Annotated in this window: 21 protein-coding genes; 11 read left to right on the top strand and 10 right to left on the bottom strand. The window is 72.2% G+C overall.

What is annotated here, in order from left to right; translation table 11 throughout:
- Window positions 1-34 precede the first annotated feature (34 nt).
- Complete coding sequence (locus ABGB10_RS27480; protein WP_347663884.1) at window positions 35-700, top strand: class F sortase; 666 nt, start codon at window positions 35-37, stop codon at window positions 698-700.
- A gap of 113 nt (window positions 701-813) precedes the next feature.
- Here ABGB10_RS27480 and ABGB10_RS27475 read toward each other — a convergent pair whose 3' ends face one another.
- From ABGB10_RS27475 to ABGB10_RS27465, 3 genes are all read right to left on the bottom strand, one after another.
- Window positions 814-1,131: an antibiotic biosynthesis monooxygenase gene (locus ABGB10_RS27475; protein WP_347663883.1), complete on the bottom strand. Its 318-nt coding sequence runs from the start codon at window positions 1,129-1,131 to the stop codon at window positions 814-816.
- Between the two features lie 101 nt (window positions 1,132-1,232).
- Window positions 1,233-2,030, bottom strand: a complete 798-nt coding sequence (locus ABGB10_RS27470; RefSeq protein ID WP_347663881.1) for an exodeoxyribonuclease III — start codon at window positions 2,028-2,030, stop codon at window positions 1,233-1,235.
- A 37-nt stretch (window positions 2,031-2,067) separates the two neighbouring features.
- A complete protein-coding gene (locus ABGB10_RS27465; RefSeq protein WP_347663880.1) occupies window positions 2,068-2,988 on the bottom strand; it encodes a PAC2 family protein in 921 nt (306 codons plus the stop codon).
- Window positions 2,989-3,408: 420 nt separating this feature from the next.
- Between ABGB10_RS27465 and ABGB10_RS27460 the strand changes: the two genes are divergently transcribed.
- The 3 genes from ABGB10_RS27460 (at window position 3,409) to ABGB10_RS27450 (ending at window position 5,327) form a co-directional block, all read left to right on the top strand.
- On the top strand, window positions 3,409-4,269 hold the full coding sequence (locus ABGB10_RS27460) for a peptidase M23 (protein WP_347663879.1): 861 nt from the start codon (window positions 3,409-3,411) through the stop codon (window positions 4,267-4,269).
- A gap of 106 nt (window positions 4,270-4,375) precedes the next feature.
- Window positions 4,376-4,522, top strand: coding sequence for a hypothetical protein (locus tag ABGB10_RS27455; RefSeq protein ID WP_167362424.1), 147 nt, complete (start codon window positions 4,376-4,378; stop codon window positions 4,520-4,522).
- 49 nt (window positions 4,523-4,571) lie between these two features.
- Window positions 4,572-5,327 carry an EcsC family protein gene (locus ABGB10_RS27450; RefSeq protein WP_347663878.1) on the top strand — a complete coding sequence of 252 codons (756 nt, stop codon included), beginning with the start codon at window positions 4,572-4,574 and terminating at the stop codon, window positions 5,325-5,327.
- Window positions 5,328-5,343: 16 nt separating this feature from the next.
- Here ABGB10_RS27450 and ABGB10_RS27445 read toward each other — a convergent pair whose 3' ends face one another.
- Window positions 5,344-6,195, bottom strand: a complete 852-nt coding sequence (locus ABGB10_RS27445) for a GDSL-type esterase/lipase family protein (RefSeq protein ID WP_347663876.1) — start codon at window positions 6,193-6,195, stop codon at window positions 5,344-5,346.
- Between the two features lie 117 nt (window positions 6,196-6,312).
- Window positions 6,313-6,906, bottom strand: a complete 594-nt coding sequence (locus ABGB10_RS27440) for an antibiotic biosynthesis monooxygenase (RefSeq protein WP_347663875.1) — start codon at window positions 6,904-6,906, stop codon at window positions 6,313-6,315.
- Window positions 6,907-7,027: 121 nt separating this feature from the next.
- Between ABGB10_RS27440 and ABGB10_RS27435 the strand changes: the two genes are divergently transcribed.
- The 5 genes from ABGB10_RS27435 to ABGB10_RS27415 are packed head-to-tail and all read left to right on the top strand — an operon-like array spanning window position 7,028 to window position 11,594.
- Window positions 7,028-7,291, top strand: a complete 264-nt coding sequence (locus tag ABGB10_RS27435) for a DUF6343 family protein (RefSeq protein WP_347663874.1) — start codon at window positions 7,028-7,030, stop codon at window positions 7,289-7,291.
- 12 nt (window positions 7,292-7,303) lie between these two features.
- On the top strand, window positions 7,304-8,719 hold the full coding sequence (locus tag ABGB10_RS27430; protein WP_347663873.1) for an NADP-dependent succinic semialdehyde dehydrogenase: 1,416 nt from the start codon (window positions 7,304-7,306) through the stop codon (window positions 8,717-8,719).
- A 44-nt stretch (window positions 8,720-8,763) separates the two neighbouring features.
- Window positions 8,764-9,729 carry a TIGR03885 family FMN-dependent LLM class oxidoreductase gene (locus ABGB10_RS27425; RefSeq protein WP_347663872.1) on the top strand — a complete coding sequence of 322 codons (966 nt, stop codon included), beginning with the start codon at window positions 8,764-8,766 and terminating at the stop codon, window positions 9,727-9,729.
- A 39-nt stretch (window positions 9,730-9,768) separates the two neighbouring features.
- Window positions 9,769-11,340, top strand: coding sequence for a Na+/H+ antiporter (locus ABGB10_RS27420; protein WP_347663871.1), 1,572 nt, complete (start codon window positions 9,769-9,771; stop codon window positions 11,338-11,340).
- Window positions 11,337-11,594, top strand: coding sequence for a UBP-type zinc finger domain-containing protein (locus ABGB10_RS27415; protein WP_145784090.1), 258 nt, complete (start codon window positions 11,337-11,339; stop codon window positions 11,592-11,594). The genes ABGB10_RS27420 and ABGB10_RS27415 overlap by 4 nt, the downstream gene beginning before the upstream one ends.
- Here ABGB10_RS27415 and ABGB10_RS27410 read toward each other — a convergent pair.
- From ABGB10_RS27410 to ABGB10_RS27395, 4 genes are all read right to left on the bottom strand, one after another.
- Window positions 11,570-12,844, bottom strand: coding sequence for an MFS transporter (locus ABGB10_RS27410; RefSeq protein ID WP_347663870.1), 1,275 nt, complete (start codon window positions 12,842-12,844; stop codon window positions 11,570-11,572). The genes ABGB10_RS27415 and ABGB10_RS27410 overlap by 25 nt on opposite strands.
- A gap of 145 nt (window positions 12,845-12,989) precedes the next feature.
- Entirely contained in the window at window positions 12,990-13,904 is a 915-nt protein-coding gene (locus tag ABGB10_RS27405) for a hypothetical protein (protein ID WP_347663868.1), read from the bottom strand.
- Window positions 13,905-13,961: 57 nt separating this feature from the next.
- Window positions 13,962-14,495 (bottom strand): GNAT family N-acetyltransferase, encoded by a 534-nt coding sequence (locus tag ABGB10_RS27400; RefSeq protein WP_347663866.1) that lies wholly within the window; start codon window positions 14,493-14,495, stop codon window positions 13,962-13,964.
- 138 nt (window positions 14,496-14,633) lie between these two features.
- Entirely contained in the window at window positions 14,634-15,875 is a 1,242-nt protein-coding gene (locus tag ABGB10_RS27395) for a DUF222 domain-containing protein (RefSeq protein WP_347663911.1), read from the bottom strand.
- A 173-nt stretch (window positions 15,876-16,048) separates the two neighbouring features.
- Between ABGB10_RS27395 and ABGB10_RS27390 the strand changes: the two genes are divergently transcribed.
- Window positions 16,049-16,705: an HAD family hydrolase gene (locus tag ABGB10_RS27390; RefSeq protein WP_347663910.1), complete on the top strand. Its 657-nt coding sequence runs from the start codon at window positions 16,049-16,051 to the stop codon at window positions 16,703-16,705.
- 81 nt (window positions 16,706-16,786) lie between these two features.
- On the opposite strand, the gene ABGB10_RS27385 is transcribed toward ABGB10_RS27390, so the two are convergent.
- Entirely contained in the window at window positions 16,787-19,396 is a 2,610-nt protein-coding gene (locus ABGB10_RS27385) for a glycoside hydrolase family 9 protein (RefSeq protein ID WP_347663865.1), read from the bottom strand.
- Window positions 19,397-19,656: 260 nt separating this feature from the next.
- On the opposite strand from ABGB10_RS27385, the gene ABGB10_RS27380 reads away from it, so the two are divergent.
- Complete coding sequence (locus tag ABGB10_RS27380) at window positions 19,657-20,382, top strand: protein phosphatase 2C domain-containing protein (RefSeq protein WP_347663863.1); 726 nt, start codon at window positions 19,657-19,659, stop codon at window positions 20,380-20,382.
- Window positions 20,383-20,418 lie beyond the last annotated feature (36 nt).

Below are 20,418 nucleotides of genomic sequence, written 5' to 3'. Positions count from 1 at the left end.
GGACGACAGTCCGCTGGTCCCCGAGCGCCCCAGTGTGGCTGCTCGCCCGCCGACCGCCGTCGCGCCTCGGCGTAGCCGCCCCTCTGGTCGTAGCCCGTGGTCGGTTCCGGTGGCCGTGGTGCTGGTGCTGGCCGGGGTCTTCGCCACCGGGGCGGGGCTCGGCCGCTCGGTCGGCCCGTTCGACTTCGCCCCGGCCGGCGGCGACCGACCGGCCCGCAGCGAGTCCGTCGGGTTGTCGGCCAGCCGCCCGGTGCGGCTCTCGGTGCCGGCGATCAAGGTGGCCGCACCGGTGGCACCCGTCGGGCAGGCACGGGACGGCTCGATCGCCGTACCGCCGTTGGAGCGGCACGACGAGACCGGCTGGTACGACCGCGGGCCCACGCCCGGCGAGCCCGGCCCGGCGGTGATCGTCGGGCACGTGGACACCAAGACCGGCCCGTCGGTCTTCTACGACCTGGGCAAGCTGAAGCCCGGCGACCTGATCGAGGTGGCTCGGGCGGACGAGTCGGTGGTGGTGTTCCGGGTCGACACCGTCGAGCACTTCCCCAAGGACCAACTGCCCGCCGAACGGATCTACGGCCACGACGGGCCGCCCGGCCTGCGGTTGATCACCTGCGGTGGGCAGTTCATCGGCGGACGCACCGGCTACGCCGACAACGTCATCGCCTTCGCCACCTTCCAGTCCTCCCGCAAGCCCTGAGGCCGGCCTCCGGCGCTTGATCCACTCGCCTTCAAGGAAATCGGGGTGACCGCGTCATGCGGACACCCCGATTTCAAGGAACTCGAGTGGATCAAGCGCGGGGTGGGCGGTGGTCAGGGCTGGGAGACCTGTAGCGCCACGTCGAACTCCAGGAGGCTGGCACCCGTGGAGACCGGAGGGCGGGGCTTGTCACCGGGCGCGGTGGCGTGGGCGGCGCGAGCGGGGCCGGCGGCCCACGCCTGGTACGCCTCTTCGCTCTCCCACTTCGTGTAGACGAAGTAGCGGGTCTCGCCGGCCACGGGGCGGAGCAGTTCGAAGCCGAGGAAGCCGGGGGAGTTCTCCACCGCGCCGGCTCGGGCGGCGAACCGCTTCTCCAACTCGGCGCCGCCACCGGGCGGGACTTCGATTGCGTTGATCTTCACGACTGCCATCTGCCCACCCTAGCCACCGCGCGTGGTCCTGGAGGCCAGCCCACCGCGCGCGGTCCTGGAGGTCAGCCTGCCGCAGGCGGCGTCAAAAGGGCAGCGCGAGATCAGAACGCTTCCACCACCGGCACCAGATCCGCGTCGACCACGATCGGCGCGTGGTCGGACGGGCCCTTGCCCTTGCGAGCCTCCCGGTCCACGTACGCCGAGCGAACCGCACGGGCGAACGGCGCGGACGCGTACACCAGGTCGATTCTCATGCCCTTGTTCTGGTGGAACATCCCGGCCCGGTAGTCCCAGTAGGTGAAGGGGTGCGGCCCCTTCATCGGGGTGGGCACCACGTCGCTGAGGCCCAGGTCGCGCAGCGCGGCGAGGGCCGCCCGCTCGGCCGGGGTGACGTGCGTGGAGTGGGTGAACACCGCCGGGTCCCAGACGTCGGCGTCGGTCGGGGCGACGTTGAAGTCGCCGCTGACCACCAGTGGGAGCCCGCCGGTCAACTCCGCTTCCAGTGCGTCGCGCAGCGCCGCGAACCAGGCCAGCTTGTACGCGTAGTGCGGGTCGTCCGGCGTCCGGCCGTTGGGCACGTAGACCGACCAGACCCGGACCCCGTCGCAGGTCGCGGAGATGGCCCGGGCCTCCGGAGCGGGGAAGCCGGGCTCGCCGGCGAACCCGACCCGGACGTCGTCCAGCCCGACCCGGGACAGGATGGCGACCCCGTTCCACCGGCCGTCGCTGTGGCTGGCCACCGTGTAGCCCAAATCGCCCACCTCGGTCACCGGGAAGGCGCCGTCGGGGCACTTGGTCTCCTGCAGGCAGACGACGTCCGGCCCGGTGTCGGCCAGCCACTCCAACAGTCGGGGTAGGCGGGCCTTCACCGAGTTGACGTTCCAGGTCGCCAGGCGCATGCCCCCAGCCTGCCGCATCCGCCGCCGCGACGCCGGGTCAGCCGGCCGGGGTGTCGCCGGGACGGGTCTGTTCCGCCAGGAACCGCTCCAGTTCCGCGCCGAGTTCGTCGGCCGTCGGCAGTGGTCCGGCGTCCGGGGCGAGCAGGCTCTTCTCGCCCCGACCTCGGGCGAACGCGTCGTACTGCTCCTCCAGGGCCTGGACCAGGGCGGCGGCGTCGTCGGTCTGGGCGACCTGCCGGTCGATCTCCACCCGGACCACCTCGGCGGCCGAGCGCAGCCCGTCGCCGGGCAGCAGCAGGCCGGTGCTGCGCGACACCGAGGTGAGCAGTACCTCGGCGGCGGCCGGGTACTCGGTCTGCGCCACGTAGTGCGGCACGTGGGCGGCGAAGCCCAGCGCGTCGCGGCCCTGCTCGCCGAGGCGGAACTCCAGCAGGTGACCGACGCTGCCGGGCACCTGGACGCGTTGCAGCCAGGGCTCGTAGCCCGCGATCAGGTCCGGGCGGGTGGCGTGCGCGGTCACCCCGGTCGGACGGGTGTGCGGCACCGCCATCGGGATCGAGTTGAGGCCCACGGTGAGCCGGACGTCCAACCGGGCGGCGAGCCCGGCGACGGCGGCCACGAACCGCTCCCACTGCAGGTCCGGCTCGGGGCCGGTGAGCAGCAGGAACGGAGTTTCGTCGTCGTCGTGCAGCAGGTGCAGCTCCAGCTTGGGCGCGTCGACGCTCTCCCAGTGGTCCTCGACGAAGGTCATCACCGGTCGTCGCGATCGGTAGTCGAAGAGCTGGTCGACGTCGAAGGTGGCGATCGGCCGACCCTCCAGCGAGGTGAGCAGTTGCTCGCGCGCCAGCCGGCTGGCGTTGCCGGCGTCCACGAACCCGGTGAGGGCCTGGATCAGGACCGGTTGCCCGAGGTCGGGCAGATCGTCGGTGAGCTGGTAGAGCTCGTGTGGGTCGAGCACCGGTGCGGACCTCCCTGAAATGTGCCTGCGGGGCGCCGTCGCGACGGAGGGCACCCGTTCGGGCAACGTACCCGCCATCCTGGTGCATTCCTTCTCCGGGCGATCCGTTGGCCGGGTGGTGGACGTGACCGGACCAATCGTCTCTTTACGCCACCAGGCCGAGCCTCATGGCCGATCGACCGAGGGGCGGTTCGGCCCAAAGGCCGAGTTTGTCGATCATGTCGGTCCCGGAGGTTGGATGTCCGGACCTGTCATGGTCCGTCCCGGTCCGCGTGCGGCACCAGCTTCATCCGGTACGCGAGGTACGTTCCCCGGGCGCGTCGACCCGCCCAGGTCGTCCACCAGTGCGGGCCCGATCTGTGTCGAGCACCACGTGATCACCGTGCGTGATCAGGGTTTTCACCTGCCTAGCCTCGGTTGATGCGTGACGACGGCACCCTCGACGACCGGTACGCCCCGAGTACGCCCACTGCCGATACGGAGGATGGCACCTCAGCCGAACGGACAACCGCCGCGAGCCGGCTCCGGGCGTACGCCCGGGACCTGACCGGTCGACGCCGGGCGCAGGTGGCCCTCGCCACCGGAGTGGTCTGCTGCCTCGGCCTGGCCGCCGTCGCACAGGTCCGCGACGGGACCGCGGACGCCGCGACCCGGGGCGGATCGCCCAACAGCACCGAACTGGCGCAGCGCGCCGAGCAGCAGGGTGCCTCCCGAGGCCTCGACCGGGCGGCTGCCCCGAGCAGCCCGGCCGCGGCCTCGTCCGCAGCGGCGACCCCGGCCGACCCGGACACCACCGCGCGGGCCCGGAAGGCTGCCCCCGCTCGCCCCACCAAGCCGGCACCCGTCGCCGGGCTGGACGAGGACCAGATGGAGAACGCCGAGGCGATCGTCCGTACCGGCCGCGAGATGGGGGTGCCCCGCCGAGGGCTGGTGATCGCGGTGGCCACCGCCATGCAGGAGAGCAACCTCTACAACGTGGCCAGCGGCGTGCTGCCCGAGTCGCAGGACTACCCGCACCAGGGCGTCGGCTGGGACCACGACTCGGTCGGGTTGTTCCAGCAGCGGTCGAGCAGCGGTTGGGGCCCGGTGGGTCGGCTGATGGACCCGGAGTTCGCCACCCGGCAGTTCCTCGCCGCGCTGGAGCAGGTGCCCGGCTGGGAGCGGATGCGGCTGACCGACGCTGCCCAGGCGGTGCAGGTCTCCGCGTACCCCGAGCACTACCAGCAGCACGAATGGCGGGCCACCCGGGTCGTCGACGCCATCATGCCGAGTGGGCGGTAACCTACCGCCCACTGTGGACGGTGAGGGTTGAGGCTGTCGCATCCCGGGTACATGTGTTGCGGGTAAGGGGTACACATGACAGAGGGACCATCGACAGGAGGACGCCATGTCACTGATGCAGCGAATCACCACGTTCCTGAGATCGCCGAAGGGGCAGCAGTTGGTGGAGCGAGGCCGTCGGGAGATGGCCAAGCCGGGCAACCAGCAGAAGCTCAAGGGGCTGGCGGCCCGGTTCTCCAACCGCCGCCGCTGACCGCTCCATCGGCCGCCCTGTCCGCCTTTCCCACCCCTCGGGAGACCCGGTGACCGACACCCCACCCGTCGGCGGCCAGCCTGCCGCCCCTACCCCCGAGCCGTCCGTCGGCCTGCCGCCCGGGCCGGTGGACGCCCCCGAGGGTCCGCCGGCCCGTCTGTGGGACCGGATGCGCGACGATCCGCAGTACGCGCCGGAACACCTTGCCCTGGAGGCCGTACGCCGGCTCGGGCCGGAGGCCGCGCAGTGGGCCGCCCGGGTCCGGGCCGAGCAGCCCGGCGCGTCGGCCGACGTCCTCGCCGACCAGGCGGCCCGCAAGTTCGTCAACCTGGCCCGGTTGTCGGGCGCGGTCTCCGGAGCGGCCGGCCTGCCCGGGGCCGTGATCGACGTCGGCGTGCTGGCCTGGACCCAGGCGCGGATGGTGCTGCACATCGCCGCCGCCTACGACGTCGACCCACTGCACGGCGACCGCGCCACCGACCTGCTGGTGCTCCAACGCGTGCACAAGGTCGCCGAGAGCGCCCGGCTGGCCCTCGGCGTGGCCGCCGGCCGCGAACGCGCCGACGCGCTGTTCGGCCTGGGCGGGCAGCGCCCGCTCGGTCGGGTCATGTTGCAACTCGGCATCCGGCTGGCCCAGATGGCAGGTGTCCGGGCCGCCAAGCGGATGGTCGCCAAGGTCATCCCTGGTGCCGCCATCGTGCTTGGCACCTGGGCCAACTCGTCGGCCACGAAGGACCTCGCGAAGCGTTCCCGAGTCCTCTACCGCTCGCGGGGCGTCGCCGTCCCGGAGCCCCGCCGGCGCTGACGATCGACCGGCCTGGTCAGTTCGCCAGGCCGGAGGAGCGCCAGGTGACCTCGGCGATGCGGCCCTGGCCGGTGGCGTTGGGGTGGAACCAGTCCAGCGGGTTGAGCAGGTCCAGAGTGAACCGGACCTTGTGCACCGCGCCGCCGTCGTGCCGGCAGCGGGAGCCGTACGCCCGGCAGGCCGCCACCAACTCGGTGTTGTACGCGTCGATCCGCTCCCGCACGGCGGCCCGGCGCGCCCGGTCGGCGGGCGCCGTCGAGGTCGCCTCGGCCAGCAGGGACGGGCAGATGCCCCGACGCCACGCGCGAACCGCTCGGGAGTCGCCGTGCCCGACCTCCCAGAGCCGGTACAGGTCGGGGATGCTCACCACCAGCACCCGGGCCTTCGGGCGGCCGGTCCGCAGCACCCGTAGCCCCCGGTCCACGTCGGCCCGGAACTCGGCGACCGGCGTCATCGCGTCCACGCCGCCCCGGCAGGCGTCGTTGGCGCCGATCAGCACGGTGACGTAGTCGGCACGGTCGCGTACCGCTGCCTGGGCCTGGCCCTCCAGCGCGTCCGCGCGGGCGCCGGGACGGGCGTGGTTGTACGTCCGGTCGCGGATCGCCGCATTCTGCTCCAGCAGCCGCCGGTAGTGGCTCTGCACCCGCAGGCCGTCCCCGGTCGACCAGGAGTTGCGCTCGCAGGACGTGAGCACCAGGCAGGACGCGAAGCCGGTGGTGATCGAGTCGCCGAGCGCGGCGATGCCGCCCGGCCCGCTCGACGGCGGGGCGCTCTTGGTGGGGCGGGGTGTCGCTGAGGTGCCGCCCTCGCAGGCCAGCGCGACCAGCGCCGCGAGACAGGCCAGGGCGGTGACCCCCCGTCGAGGCATGACGTCCCCTCCCGCAGCACAGAGCGACAGCGCGGTAACTCTATGCGTGGGACGTGGTTTGCCGGGGAGCTGCTGTCGGGTATGCGGCAGAGCGCCGACAGTGGTGCCAGCGTGGTGCTATAAGCCCCGCCAGGGCGCCCGCTGGCCGTGCAGCCACCAGTGCAACGCCCGGGTGATCCGCGGCAGCACCAGATAGGTCATCAGCGGGGTCAGGCAGAGCGTCATCAGCAGCACCCGCGCCGCCAGCGGCACCGCGTCGAGGAAGTGACTGGTCAGCAGGGTGGCGCTGAGGCTCAACGGGAAGAACGCCAGCCAGATGGTCACCGCCTGCTTCCACCTCGGCGGCGACGTCGGGGCGATCGGCGCCACCAGGTCCACCGAGTGCTCCAACGGAGGGTCGAACCAGCCCTCGATCCCGGTGCGCCGCTCGACCCGGGTGTGCTCGACGATGCCCTGCGCCGAGCTGAGCCACCAGTGCCGCTGCGGGGACTCCTCCCACCGCCGCAGCGTCTCGGCGTCGGCGAAGCGGTAGAGCATGTGCCAGTCCGGCGAACCGGGGCCGCTCTGCACCCAGCCGGCGCCGAGGAACCCGGGGAACGCCTCGGCCAGCGCGGTGCCGGCCCGCATCCAGGCCACCATCTCGCTGGACCGGGCCGGGTCGACGCGACGGGCGATGGCGACGGTCACCGGCACGGCGAGGGTCATTGACATACGCCCATCCTGCGGTTGGCGAGGCCGCGGCGCGAACGGATGTAAGCGAGCACACCAGCACACCGAGGGTGGGAGCGTGCGGTGCCGGTTAACCCGGCCGATCGGGGGTAGGTCCCTGGGTATGACGAGATCGCAGCCTCGGCGTGCCCGTGGCACGGTCGGCCACGCCAACAGCGCGCTGAACCTCCGGCTCACCCTCGCCAGCTTCGGGCTGGTGATCATGGTGATCTTCGCGGTACTGGCGTTCTGGGCCGGCCTGGCCTGGCTCGGCGTACTCTGTGCGATCTTCGCAGTGGTCGCCGTGGTCGACCTGGTCGTGATCCAGCGCCGCCGCGCCGCCCGCCGCCGCGAGGAGCCGGGCGTACGACACTCGCTGTTCGAGTGACAGGAGGACGAGATGCCCCACATCGCCACCACCAACCCCGCCACCGGACAGGTGCTCAAGACCTACGAGGCGATGTCCACCGAGCAGCTCGACGGTGCCATCGAGCGCACCGACCTCGCGTACCAGCAGTTGCGGGCGACGACCGTCGACCAGCGTGCCCGGTGGATGCACGCCGCCGCGGACCTGCTCGACGCCGAGCGCGACGAGATCGCCCGGATCATGACCACGGAGATGGGCAAGACCTACGTGGCGGCGCAGGCCGAGGTGACGAAGTGCGCCACGGCCGCCCGCTTCTACGCCGACAAGGCCCCCGCGTTCCTCGCCGACGAGCCGGCCGACGCCGCCGCCGTCAAAGCGACCAGGGCGTTCATCCGTTACCAGCCGATCGGTGTGGTGCTCGCGGTGATGCCGTGGAACTTCCCGCTCTGGCAGGTGATGCGTTTTGCGGCACCGGCCCTGATGGCCGGCAACACCGGCCTGCTCAAGCACGCCTCGAACGTGCCGCAGACCGCCCTGCTGCTGGAGGACGTGTTCCGACGCGCCGGCTTCCCCGAGGGCGCCTTCACCACCGTCCTGGTCGGCTCCGACGCCGTCGACCGGATCCTCAGCGACCCCCGCGTACGCGCCGCCACGCTCACCGGCAGTGAGCCGGCCGGTCGGTCCATCGCGCAGATCGCCGGACGGGAGTTGAAGAAGACCGTCCTCGAACTCGGCGGCAGCGACCCCTTCGTGGTGATGCCCTCGGCCGACGTGGACCGGGCCGCCGAGGTCGCCACCACCGCCCGCTGTCAGAACAACGGTCAGTCCTGCATCGCCGCGAAACGGTTCATCGTGCACACCGACGTGTTCGACGCCTTCGCGGAGAAGTTCGCCGCGAACATGGCCGCGCTGCGAGTCGGTGACCCGATGGACCCGAACACCGACGTGGGGCCGTTGGCCAGCGAGCGGGGCTGCGACGAGGTGCACGCCCAGGTCCGTGACGCGGTCGAGAACGGCGCCACCGTGCTCTGCGGCGGCGAACTGCCGGGCGGCGACGGTTGGTTCTACCCGCCGACCGTGGTCACCGACCTCACCCCGCAGATGCGGATGTGGTCCGAGGAGGTCTTCGGCCCGGTCGCCGGCCTGTTCCGGGTCTCGTCGTACGAGGAGGCGATCGAGCTCGCCAACGGCACCAGCTTCGGGCTCGGCTCGAACGCCTGGACCCGGGACCCGGACGAGCAGGAGCGCTTCGCCACCGACCTGGACGCCGGGAACGTCTTCGTCAACGGCATGACCACGTCCTACCCGGAGTTGCCGTTCGGCGGGGTGAAGAACTCCGGTTACGGGCGGGAGCTGTCCGCGCTGGGTATGCGGGAGTTCTGCAACACCAAGACGGTGTGGGTGGGCGAGGGCGCCGCCTCGGCCGGAGCCGGCGCGCACGCCGAGTAGCCCGCAGGCATCAGCCGACGCCGTCGTGGGTAGGAAGTGCGCCCATGACGTCGTTCGGTTTCCACGCCTCCCACGAGCAGATCGGTCCGCGCGCCCTCCTCGAGGCGGTGATGCACGCCGAGCGGGCCGGCTTCGACGCCGCCATGTGCTCCGACCACTTCTCCCCGTGGAGCGCCCGGCAGGGCGAATCCGGCTTCGCCTGGTCCTGGCTGGGCTCCGCGTTGCAGGCCACCGGTCTGCCGTTCGGGGTGGTCAACGCGCCCGGCCAGCGGTACCACCCGGCGATCATCGCGCAGGCCATCGGCACCCTCGGCGCGATGTACCCGGGCCGATTCTGGGCCGCGCTGGGCACCGGCGAGGCCAGCAACGAGCACATCACCGGCGACCCGTGGCCCCGCAAGGACGTACGCGCCGCCCGGCTGCGTGAGTGCGTGGACGTGATCCGCGCGCTGCTGGCCGGCGAGGAGGTCAGCCACGACGGCCTGGTCCGGGTGGACCGGGCCCGGCTGTGGACCCGCCCGGAACAGCCGCCCGCGTTGGTCGGCGCCGCCGTCAGCGTGGCCACCGCCCGCTGGTGCGCCGAGTGGGCGGACGGGTTGATCACCGTGAACGCCCCGACGGCGCACCTGCGCGAGATGATCGACGCGTACCGGGACGCCGGTGGGCGCGGGCCGCTGCACCTGCAGGTGCACGTCTCCTGGGCGCCGGATCAGGCGCAGGCCGAGGCCATCGCGTACGACCAGTGGCGCAGCAACGTCTTCGCTCCGCCGGTCTGCTGGGACCTGGAGACCGTCGAGCACTTCGACGTGGTCTCCGCCGACGTACCGGCGCAGCGGGTCGCCGAGGTGGTCAACGTGTCGGCGGACCTGGGCCGGCACGTCGGCTGGCTGGAGGAGTACCTGGAACTCGGCTTCGACCAGATCGCCCTGCACCACGTCGGGCAGGAGCAGCGCGGCTTCATCGACGCGTTCGGCACCGAGGTGTTGCCGAAGCTGCGCCCGGCTGGCTGATTGAGGCTCGGAGCCGTCGGACCCCTAGGCTCGTACCCCATGGAAAGCCTGTTTCCGGTCGTCGTCTTCCTGGCGATCGCCACCCTGGGCGCCGCGCTGGCCCGCCGGCTCGGCCTGCTCGCGCCGATCGTCCTGGTCGTGCTCGGTCTGGCGCTCTCGTTCGTGCCGGGCTTCCCGCAGGTGCACCTCGAACCCGAGCTGGTGCTGATCGGCATCCTGCCGCCACTGCTCTATGTGGCCGCGTTGGAGACCTCGGTGCCGGCGTTCAAGAACAACATCCGGCCGATCCTGCTGCTCGCCGTCGGCCTGGTGCTGTTCACCGCGTTCGTGGTCGGGTTGGTGCTGCACCTGCTGCTGCCGCAACTGCCGTTCGCGATCTGCCTGGCCCTCGGCGCGGTGGTCGCCCCACCGGACGCGGTGGCCGCCACGGCGGTGGCCCGGCGGGTCGGCCTGCCCCGCCGGGTCGTCACCATCCTGGAGGGGGAGAGCCTGATCAACGACGCCACCGCGCTGGTGCTGCTGCGGGTGGCGACGCTGGCCACCGTCGGCTCGGCGGTCGGCACCGCCGACGTCGCCATCGAGGTGCTGCGGGCCACCGGCGGCGGCATCGTGATCGGGGCCCTCGGGGCGGTGGTCTTCGGTTTCCTGCACCGGCGGATCAGCGACCCGCTGCTCGACAACGCCCTGTCGCTGATCATCCCGTTCGCGGTGGTGTTCACCGCCGAGCACGTGCACGCCTCGGGTGTGGTCGCGGTGGTCGTCACCGGCCTGGTGCTCGGGCACAAGCTGCCGCAGTTGATGTCGGCGGCGTCACGGTTGCAGGTCGGCGCGTTCTGGCGGCTGGCCCGTTTCCTGCTGGAGGGCCTGGTCTTCCTGCTGGTCGGGCTCCAACTGCGGGAAGTGCTGCGTGGCCTCGACGAGCCGATCGGTTCGCTCATCCTGATCACGTTCGCGGTGCTCGCCGCCGTCTTCCTGACCCGCTTCGTCTGGCTCTTCCCGGCCACCTACCTGGCCCGGTTGGTCCCCCAGATCCGCCGACGGGACGCCAGGCCGTCGCCGAAGTTCCCGATCATCATCGGCTGGGCCGGGATGCGCGGCGTGGTGACCCTGGCCGCCGCACTCGCGTTGCCGCTGACCCTCGCCGACGACGAGCCGTACCCCCGGGCGTTGTTCATCTGGTTGGCCTTCGCGGTGATCGTCTTCACACTCGTCGGCCAGGGCGCCACGCTGCCGTTGGTCGCACGTCGGCTGCGGCTGCCGCCGGACGACCCGGTGCAGGACGCGCTGTCCGCGGCCGGTGTGCAGCAGCAGGCCAGCCGGGCCGCCCAGGAGCGCCTCGACGAGCTTGCCGACAGCGCCCCGGAGGCGGTGGTGGACCGGCTGCGTCGAGCGGTGGAGGACCGCACCAACATGGCGTGGGAACGGCTCGGCGGCGCCGAGCGGGAGACCCCGTCGCAGGCGTACGGTCGGCTACGACAGGAGATGATCGACGCCGAGCGGGACGTGTTCCGGGCCGCTCGGGACTCCGGTCAGATTCCTGAGGAGGTGCTGGTGCGGGCCTATCGTGACCTGGACCTGGAAGAGTCGTTGCTGCGGGAGGTCGAGAAGTGAGTTGTGAGCACCTGACCGAGGCGGGTGCCGTCGAGGCGCGTACTCCCGACGAGTGCGCGGACTGCGTCGCCGTCGGCGACACCTACTGGGTGCACCTGCGCACCTGCCTGAGTTGCGGGCAGGTCGGCTGCTGCGACTCGTCGCCCAACCAGCACGCGAGCAAGCACTACGCGTCCACCGGACACCCGGTGATCCGCTCGGCGCAGCCCGGCGAGGCGTGGCGATGGTGCTACGTCGACGAGGAGATCGGCTGACCGCTGGCCGGGAGCGGCTGGGCGCGGTTCGCCAGGGCCCGTCGGGTCAGCGGTGGCACGGTCAGACCGGTGCCGGCGAGCAGCCCGGCCAGGGCCAGCCAGCCGACCGGACCTCCGTCGAGGATGAGCCAGGTCAGCAGTGCCGGCCCTGCCGCGCGGGCCAGCCCGGCGAGCAGTGTGTCGACCCCCTGGTAGGCGCCGATGGCGTCCGGGGCGGCGAGGTCGTAGGCCAGCGCCGCCCCGGCCCCGCCGTGCCACAGGTCGCCCAGGGTGTAGACCACTGTCGCGCCCAGTAGCAGGCCGACTGCGGCCATGGTGGGCACGACGGCGGTCGCGGCCCACAGCAGCATCCCCGCCGCGAGCACCAGGCCGGCTCGACGCATCGCCGTCGCCGCCGGCAACGCGTGCCGGGCACTCCTGCTCAGCCGTACCGCGAGCAGCACGGTGAGCAGCGTGTTGACCAGCAGCACGGCGGCGACAGTCACCGGGGGCGCGTCGGTGCGGGTCACCACCCACAGCGGCAGAATCAGCGTCAGCGCCACCCAGTGCAGGGAGAGCACCGCCGAAGCGCCGGCGACCGCGAGGAAGCGCCCGTCGCGCAACGCACGGCCCGGTCGCGGCCGGACCGGCCGCCGGACCGGCGGATACGGCGGCAGGCGCATGATCAGCGCCGCCGACAGCAGATAGGTCGCGACGTTGCCGAGCACCAGCAGCCGGTACGCCCACCCGGTATCCGCCACCAGCGCGAACGCGGCCAGCCCCGCGCCGAGCGTCACGCCCAGGTTCGCCACCGCGCGAAGGGTGGCGAAGGCGTGCACCCGGCCCTCCGGCCCACCGACCGCAGCGACCAGCGCGGCGCGGACCGCCAGGTTGCCGGAGACCAGCAGCGCGTCCACCGTGGCCACCAACAGGAAGGCCGGGAACGAGCCGACCAGCAGGTACGAGGCGGCGACAGCGGCCTGTGCCAGTTGGAGGACCGCACGCAGCGCCCGGGGATCACGCCGGTCGGCGAGGCCACCGAGCGGAACGCTGGCGGTGAGCCCGACCAGGCCGGCGACAGTGAGCCCCAGCCCCACCTCGGTCGGAGTCAGCCCCACGGAACGGGTGAGGTAGAGCGCCGCAGCGGTCACCCACAGCCCGGTGCCGACCGTGTTGGCCAGGGTGGCCAGTGACAGGGTGCGCAACCGACCGGGCGGCGGCAGCGGCGACAGCGACCGCCAGCGGTCGCGAAATCCCGTCCGGGTGCCCATCCACCGACCCTAGAGCCGGCGCGTGCGCACCGATGCCCCGCACAGTGCGGCACCCGTCACAGTCCGTGGCCAGGTCATCGACTGATCTCACGGCGGGCCGAGGCGGCCTGCCACGTGCTGACCGTCCGGACAGGGACCGGTGAGCTCAGCGGGCCACGTGGTCGACGAGGCGTTCGGTGGCGAGACAGGAGACGAGGCAGCGTTCCTTGGCGTCGCCGCTCAGCCGGGCGGTCCAGTCGGTGAGGCCGCCGTCGCCGATCTCCAGGCTGCCGTCCAGGACGGTGATCCGTAGGGCGCAACCGGCGTAGTAGCCGCGACCGCGCCGGCGCTCCGGCTCGTCCACGAGCGGCACCACACCGCCATCGAGTGCCGGTCGGACGGTGTCGGCCAGCCGCTCTCGGACGACGTCGTCGTCGAAGGTCGTGACGTGCAGTCGCGGCGCGACCGTCGGCGCCAGCTCGGTGAGGACCGTCTGCCAGTAGGCGAGGTGGCGGTTCAGCAAGCGGGCCTGTGTGACGCCCGAACCGCTGTCCCGGGCGCTGGACACCAGGGCGAAGAGCCGGAAGTGCGCCGACGCCCGGCCGCCGAAATCCTGCGCCCGCAGCACGCGATGGGCAGCGGCCAGGTGCACCTCGCTCTGTCCACGGCGACGCACGGCCGCCTCGACGGCGAGGGCGTTGGTGGGATCGCTCAGCACCTCGCTGGCGCGCATCGTGGTGACGATCCTGTTCTGACTGACCGGTCCGACCGCCGAGCAGGTGCCGACCGGTACGACCGGCGACAGCTCCACACCGGAGACATCGGCGGGCAGCAGTTGCCACATCCGGGCCTCCATCCGAGCGAGTACGCGCGGATCCACGCCGGCCGGGCGGACGAACCGGTCCTCGCGCCAACGGCGTACCACCTCGGACGGGCGGACAATCGCCGCGCGGTCGCGGGCCACGCCCAACAGCAGACTGCGCAGGTCCGCGCCGGACAGCCCGGCCAGTGCGGCCCGTGTTCCCGCCGGCATCGCCGCCCACACCCGACGCTCCGCGTCGGTCAGTTCGCCGCCGTCCATGACCATAACCATGGCCCGCGTGGCGGGGCGGATCCACCGGTTTTGGCGTGCGGGCCTTCAGCCGAGCCGACGGATGAGGAGTTGCCCGGGCCAGGGGTCACGTCCCGGTCGCGTGACAGTGAACGCATCGGTGGCGGTGAAGCCGCAGCCCTCGTAGAAGCGGACCAGCGCCCGATCGTCGCCGCCGTAGCAGTCCACCCGCAACAGTCCCAGCCCTCGGGACCGGGCCAGGTCCGCGGCGTGCTCCAGCAGCCGCGCCCCGATCCCCAGGCCGGCATGCTCCCGGTCGGTGACCAGCAGCCGCACGTAGAGCTCCGGTTCGGTGGCCGGGGGCACGTCGTCGCTGGCGGAGCCGACCACCAGCGCACCGACCGGGCGGTCGTCACACATCGCCAGGTGCAGGCCGCCGCCCGATGCCCAGTCGTCGGCCTGGGCGATGCGACGCGGATCTGTCGAGGCCGGCTCGGTGCCCCACTGACCGGTCCGGCCGCGCGCCGCCAGCCAGGCGGTGGCGCTGTCGAGTAGCCGCAGCACGGTCCCGGCGTCGTCGGGGCCAGCGGGGCGAATGGTGATCCTCTGCTGGTCGGTCATGCCCGCCATGCTGCTACACCCTGCGCGGGCGGGCCAGCGCCCACCGGCTCAGCGACAGGCTGGCAGGTCCACCATGGCGGCGCAGCCGTACCCGGGGTGGCGGGCTCATGCCGGGTGCGTGGACCGTGGTCACGTCCGTCAGTGGTAGTGGTTTCGGCGGGGAAGCTGGTCGGGGTCCAGCCAGGCGGGTGGCACGAATTCGGGACGGCCGTCGCCGGCGATCTGGACGGCCCAGTCGCTGTGGTGGATGTGGCGGTGGTGGTGGCCGCAGAGCAGGACGGCGTTGTCGAGGCTGGTCGGGCCGCCGTCGGCCCAGTGCCGGACATGGTGGGCGGCGCACCAGCGGGGCGGTCGGTCGCAGCCGGGGAACGCGCAGCCACGGTCGCGCAGCACCAGGGCACGGCGCAGGGGGCCGGTGATGAGGCGGCGTTGCCGGCCGATGTCGAGTGGTTGACCGGCACCGCCGAGCACGGCGGGCAGGATGGCGGCGTCGCAGGCGAGCCGACGCACGGCCTCGGGGGTGAGCTGTAGGCCGGTGTCGAGGGCGCCGTTGCCCAGCTGTCGGGTCAACCCGTCATAGCTGGTGGTGACGACGACCTGGGTGGTGTCGCCGCCGTGCTCGGGCAGCTCACCGGTGCGGAGCGCTAGGCGGAACACGTCGGCGAGCGCGTCGTGGCGGCGTTGCCCTGCGGTGCGGCTGTCGTCGGGCCCGGTGGGCGCGCTCAGCGGGTCGATGGCGGCACGTAGCAGGGCGGCTGCCTCGACGTCGAGGATGCCGGTGAGGCGGAGCCTGCCGTCGGTCTGTTCGGAGAGGGTCAGGTGCTGGTCGCGCGCGGCGCGGGATTCCTCTGCTCTCAGCGCGGCTTCGGCGGCGGCGTCGGCGATCTCGGGAGCGACGTGGTCGAGGATGCGGGTGCCGAGTCTGCGTAGCTGGCTGGCGTCGAACTGCGCCGCCCAGTCGACGAGGACACCCACGGCCTTGTCGGCGGCCTCAGGCCCTGCGGCGGTGTGCACGGTCTCGACCGTGTCGGCGATGACCCGGACCTGATCCACGTCGACCGCGCCGCCGGCCAGCGAGTCCCGTACGGCGGCGGGAGCGGCGTCGAGCCTGGCGGCCAGCTCGACCAGGCGGCGGGCGGCACCGACCCCGAGCCGCAGCCGCTCCCGTAGCCACACGGCCGTGCAGGACGCGCCCTGGGCGGTCGCGGTGCCGCGCCCGTCCAACTCGCGCACGAGGCCCAGCTTGACCGCGGCCAGACGTTGTTCAAGGCGGTGCGTGGCATCCAGCGCCGCCACCAGGTCGCGGTCGCTGGCGGCCCAGGCGGCCGTGTCGAAGCAAGCCGTCACCGCAGCCTCCGCCTGCTCCAACGCATCGATCACACCCAAACAGGTGTACGACAATTTGGTGCTCAGTAGGTTGGGCGGCTGCTCTCATCGTTCGCCCGCTGCCCGCTGCTGCCCGCTGGTCCGCTGCTGCCCGCCGGCCGCCGGGCACGGAGCGTCGACTGACGTCTATGATCCAGCGGCGGCTGGACCAGGGCGGGGGATGCACGTTGATCAAGGCGGTCTTCTTCGATGTCGGTGGGACGATTCTCGACGAGTCCCGCGAGTTCGCGGCCTGGGCGGACTGGCTCGGCGTTCCACGGCACACGTTCTCGGCGGTCTTCGGTGCGGTGATCGCCCGAGGTCTGGACTACCAGGAGACCTTCCGGGCCTTCCGCCCCGACTTCGATCTCGCTGCCGAGCTCGATCGTCGGGCGACCGCCGGCCAGCCGGAGACGTTCGGCGAGGAGGACCTCTACCCGGACGCGCGAGGGTGCCTGACCGCGTTGCGGGACCAGGGTCTGTTGGTGGGCCTGGCCGGTAACCAGCCGGCCCATGCCGAGTCGATCCTCGGTGCTCTCGACCTCGCCGTGGACGTGGTCGGCACCTCGCACGGTTGGGGTGTGGCGAAGCCGGCACCGGCGTTCTTCGAGCGGGTCGTCCGCGAAGGTGGTGGCGACGCGGCGTCGATCCTGTACGTCGGCGACCGGCCCGACAACGACGCACGTCCGGCGCTGGCGGCCGGGATGAAGGCCTGCCTGATCCGGCGCTCCCCGTGGGGTCACATCCTCGACATCCCGGCCGTGTCCGAGCAGTGTCTGTTCCGCATCGACTCGCTCGACGAACTTCCGAGTCTGGTCCGGGAGCACAACGCGGCCGGCAGGTAGCTGTGCTGTGCAGGGGCACCTGGCCCACCGACACCGGTGCTCCTGGTGGCCGCCCACATCGGGCGGCCACCAGGAACGGCGTCAGGTCAGCGAGCAGGCCGAACCGTTGACGCTCACCAGGCCGGGACTCGGGTTGGCGCTGCCGGCGGTCGTCGCGTTGAAGCCGAACGTCACCGAACCACCGGGTGCGATCTTGGCGTTGTACGACTCGTTGCGCGCGGTCACCGTCGCGCCGGACTGGGTGACCTTCGCCAGCCACGCCTCGCGTACCCGCTGGTCGCCGGTGAACGCGAAGCGCACGTTCCAGCCGTTGACGGCCGTGGTCCCCGTGTTCCGCACGGTCAGCTGGGCGGTGAACCCGGTGCCGCCCTGCCAGGCGCCGTAGTTGGTGTAGCGCACCGAGCAGGTGGTGGCCGGCACCGCGCCGGAGTCACCCTGGTCGGCCAGGAACGAGGCGATCCAGGTCAGCGCCGAGTTCCAGTTGATCGCCACCTCGTTCGTCGAGTACGAGTTGATGTCGTCGACGTAGCAGAACATCGGCTCGCAGCCGGCCAGCAGTTGCGCCACGAACGGGTCCTGCAGGGCCGCGTTCGGGCCACCGGCGATCGAGCCGGCCGGCGGCCGGGGCGTGCTCGGGTCGAGCTGGTGGCCGAAGATGCGGCTGTGCTGGTTCTGCGCGGCGTGCTCGCCCCAGCCGGTGACGTAGGAGATGTTCAGCGCGTTGCGACCGAGGATGTAGTCCATCGCCTGCACCGCACCGTCACGGTAGACCGGGTTGCGGGTCAGGTCGAACGCGGTGGCCAGCACGACGGCGTTGTTGATGACGTTGCTGTTGCCGCCCCAGAAGTAGTTGTTGGCGTCACCGGGCATCGGCAGCCCGTACGCCTGCCGGCGCAGCTCGGCGAGGTACGTGTCGGCGGCGGTGGTGACCGAGGCACGGACCCGGGCCAGGTCGGCGGCGGGCAGCCCGTTCGGCACGGTGGCCAGGTCGAGGCGGCCCAGCGCGGCGACGCTCTGCCAGCCGAAGCCGCGCGGGTCGAACACGTTGCCGGTGTGGTGCGGCGACGCGGTCAGGTCGGTCAGGTAGGTCTGTGCCCCGGTGGTCAGGTACAGCTCGGCCGCCGCCCAGTAGAACTCGTCGGAGACGTTGCTGTCGTCGTACGCGCCGCCGCCGGTGCCGTCGGTCGGGCTGGCGTACACCGCCGGGTGGGCCTTGGCCGCGCTGTAGGCCGTCTTCGCCGCGGTGGCGCAGCGGTTCGCGAACGCCGCGTCGTAGGGGGCGAACAGGCGCGCGCACTGGGCGGCGGTGGCGGCCATGTTGAGGGTGGCAGCGGTCGACGGCGGGTGCAGCTCGCGCGGCTGCGGGTCGTCCTGCGGGGCGAGCGGCAGCCCGGTCCAGTTCTGGTCGTGGATCTTGTGGTGGACCATTCCGGCGAGCGGCTTGCCGGCCGGCACCTGCATGCGCAGCAGGAACTCCAGCTCCCAGCGGGCCTCGTCGAGGATGTCCGGTACGCCGTTGCCGCGCTCGGGCACCCGCAGGGTGCTGTCGCCCAGCGCCGCGCCGCCGTCGGCGGTGGCCGCGGTCTTGGTCCGCTCGAAGGTGTTCAGTAGCTGGTAGGTGGCGATGCCGCCGTTGACCACGTACTTGCCGTGGTCGCCGGCGTCGTACCAGCCGCCGCGCACGTCGAGCGAGTAGTCGCAGACGCCCGGCTGGCAGGGCACGCTGGTGTCGCCCTGGTTGGGTGCCACGCCGAGGTGACCGGCGGGGCGGGCGTACTCGTCGCCGATCAGGTCACCGTCGATGGCGATGCCGCTGCGCTGGGCGTAGAAGAACTGCAACGAGTCGGAGCGCAGCTGGTCGTAGAGGGTGCCGGAGATGTCGAACGGGTGGCTGGTCTCGCCGTCCACGGTGAGCGTCAGCCCGCTGGCCGGGGTGCGGTAGCTGGAGAAGTCGACGGTGTGCACGTTCTGCCCGGAGGCGGCGTCGACACCGCGCGCGGTGGTGGTGCCGCTGGCCACGACGGCCCCGGCGGCGGAGCGCAGCTGCCAGGGCAGCGATGCGGTGGCCTCGGTGACGACCGTGGCGTTCTTCGGGCCGCCCGGCAGGTAGCCGACCTGGTTGACGCGGACTCGTGGACCGGTGTCCGGCACGTACGGCTCGGGTGGCTCGCCGCCGCGCAGTGAGACGTCGTCCAGGCAGATGGTCTGCGCCTCGGCGGCGCCACCGACCTGGAAGATCAGTTGGGCGTTCGGGTTGTCGTCCGGCACGGTGAAGGTCTGCTCGACCCGCTGGGCGGTGCCGGTCGCGGTGGCGTCCACGGCCGCGTAGGTGGTGTAGGGGGCGCTGCCGAGTTGCAGCACGGCCTTGACGGCGGCGCCGGGGGTGGCGGAGACGGCGAAGCCGAGGGTGTATTCGGCGCCGGCGATCAGCGGTACGCCGTCCTGGCCGATGCCGGCGTCCCACGGGTTGGCGAGCCCACCCGCGACGGTGGTGCAGAGCCGGCCGTCGGTGACCGCGAGCGCGCCGGTGCCGAAGGAGAACCAGGGGCTCACCCCTTCGCTGAAATCGCCGTTGTCGATCTGCTCGGGGGCGTCCGGTGGTGGGTCGGCGTGGGCGACGCCGGCGCCCACGGCGGTGAGGGCCAGAGTGGTCGCCGCAGCCAACAGCAGGCGGCGTCGGGATGACGTCACGGGGAGTCCTTCCGGGACGGAGACGGGGCGGTGGTGGCGACAAGAAGCTGGGAGCGCTCCCAGTGTCGGCTCGATGTTTCCAGCGTCGGATGCCGATGTCAATTGATCTGGTTGGATGGGTTGTGGCATCCGACGAGGGCGGTCGGCGCGACGGGTTCACCGACCTGCGGCGTCACCAAGACGTGAGATTGGCCGCGCCACGCGCCGTCGTCCTGATCTCCTAAAGACAACTGCGCCCTTCGCCTGGCAGGCTGCCTCCCATGACCCTGAAGCTGCGTTCCGTGGGAACGAGCGACCGTGGGCTGATCCGCAGCGGGAACCAGGACGCCCTGCACGCCGGCACCTGGCTCGTCGCCGTCGCCGACGGCATGGGCGGGATGGCCGCCGGGGACCTGGCCAGCGCCCTCACCATCGACGCGGTCGCCCCGCTGGACGTGGAGACACCTGAGGACGCCCTGGTGGCCGCGCTCGAAGGTGGCATCGCGCTGGCCACCTCCCGCATCCGGCAGGCGGTCGCCGAGGATCCCGAGCGTCAGGGCATGGGCACCACGCTGACCGCCCTGCTCTTCGCCCGTACCGGCAGCTGCCTGGCCCTCGCGCACGTCGGCGACTCCCGGGCCTACCTGTTCCGTGAGGGCGTGCTCAAGCAGGTCACCCGGGACGACACGTTCGTCCAGATGCTGGTGGACCAGGGTGTGATCACCGCGGACCAGGCCAGCAGCCATCCGCGACGCGCCGTGGTCACCCAGGCGTTGCAGGGCGACGAGGTCTCCCCGTCGTACGCGACGATGGTGCCCCGGGCCGGCGACCGGTGGTTGCTGTGCAGCGACGGGCTCTCCAACGTCGTCCGTCCGGACACCCTCACCGAGGTGCTGACCGGCTATCCGGACCGGGCGGAGTGCGTCGGCAAGCTCATCGACCTGGCGCTGCACGCCGGAGCGCCGGACAACGTCACGGTGGCGGTGGCCGACGTGTCGGAGGAGTAGGGCCGACGCTCAGCGTCGGCGGGGGAGTAGGGCCGA

The organism is Micromonospora sp. B9E7, assembly GCF_039871815.1.
Taxonomy (GTDB): Bacteria; Actinomycetota; Actinomycetes; order Mycobacteriales; family Micromonosporaceae; genus Micromonospora.
This window is presented reverse-complemented; position numbering and strand designations above follow the sequence as displayed.

Coding starts and splice junctions, on each gene's coding strand:
- ABGB10_RS27475 (WP_347663883.1), bottom strand. CDS start 1,131: ATGGCAGTCGTGAAGATCAACGCAATCGAAGTCCCGCCCGGTGGCGGC.
- ABGB10_RS27470 (WP_347663881.1), bottom strand. CDS start 2,030: ATGCGCCTGGCGACCTGGAACGTCAACTCGGTGAAGGCCCGCCTACCC.
- ABGB10_RS27460 (WP_347663879.1), top strand. CDS start 3,409: ATGCGTGACGACGGCACCCTCGACGACCGGTACGCCCCGAGTACGCCC.
- ABGB10_RS27455 (WP_167362424.1), top strand. CDS start 4,376: ATGTCACTGATGCAGCGAATCACCACGTTCCTGAGATCGCCGAAGGGG.
- ABGB10_RS27445 (WP_347663876.1), bottom strand. CDS start 6,195: ATGCCTCGACGGGGGGTCACCGCCCTGGCCTGTCTCGCGGCGCTGGTC.
- ABGB10_RS27440 (WP_347663875.1), bottom strand. CDS start 6,906: ATGTCAATGACCCTCGCCGTGCCGGTGACCGTCGCCATCGCCCGTCGC.
- ABGB10_RS27435 (WP_347663874.1), top strand. CDS start 7,028: ATGACGAGATCGCAGCCTCGGCGTGCCCGTGGCACGGTCGGCCACGCC.
- ABGB10_RS27430 (WP_347663873.1), top strand. CDS start 7,304: ATGCCCCACATCGCCACCACCAACCCCGCCACCGGACAGGTGCTCAAG.
- ABGB10_RS27425 (WP_347663872.1), top strand. CDS start 8,764: ATGACGTCGTTCGGTTTCCACGCCTCCCACGAGCAGATCGGTCCGCGC.
- ABGB10_RS27420 (WP_347663871.1), top strand. CDS start 9,769: ATGGAAAGCCTGTTTCCGGTCGTCGTCTTCCTGGCGATCGCCACCCTG.
- ABGB10_RS27410 (WP_347663870.1), bottom strand. CDS start 12,844: ATGGGCACCCGGACGGGATTTCGCGACCGCTGGCGGTCGCTGTCGCCG.
- ABGB10_RS27405 (WP_347663868.1), bottom strand. CDS start 13,904: ATGGACGGCGGCGAACTGACCGACGCGGAGCGTCGGGTGTGGGCGGCG.
- ABGB10_RS27400 (WP_347663866.1), bottom strand. CDS start 14,495: ATGACCGACCAGCAGAGGATCACCATTCGCCCCGCTGGCCCCGACGAC.
- ABGB10_RS27380 (WP_347663863.1), top strand. CDS start 19,657: ATGACCCTGAAGCTGCGTTCCGTGGGAACGAGCGACCGTGGGCTGATC.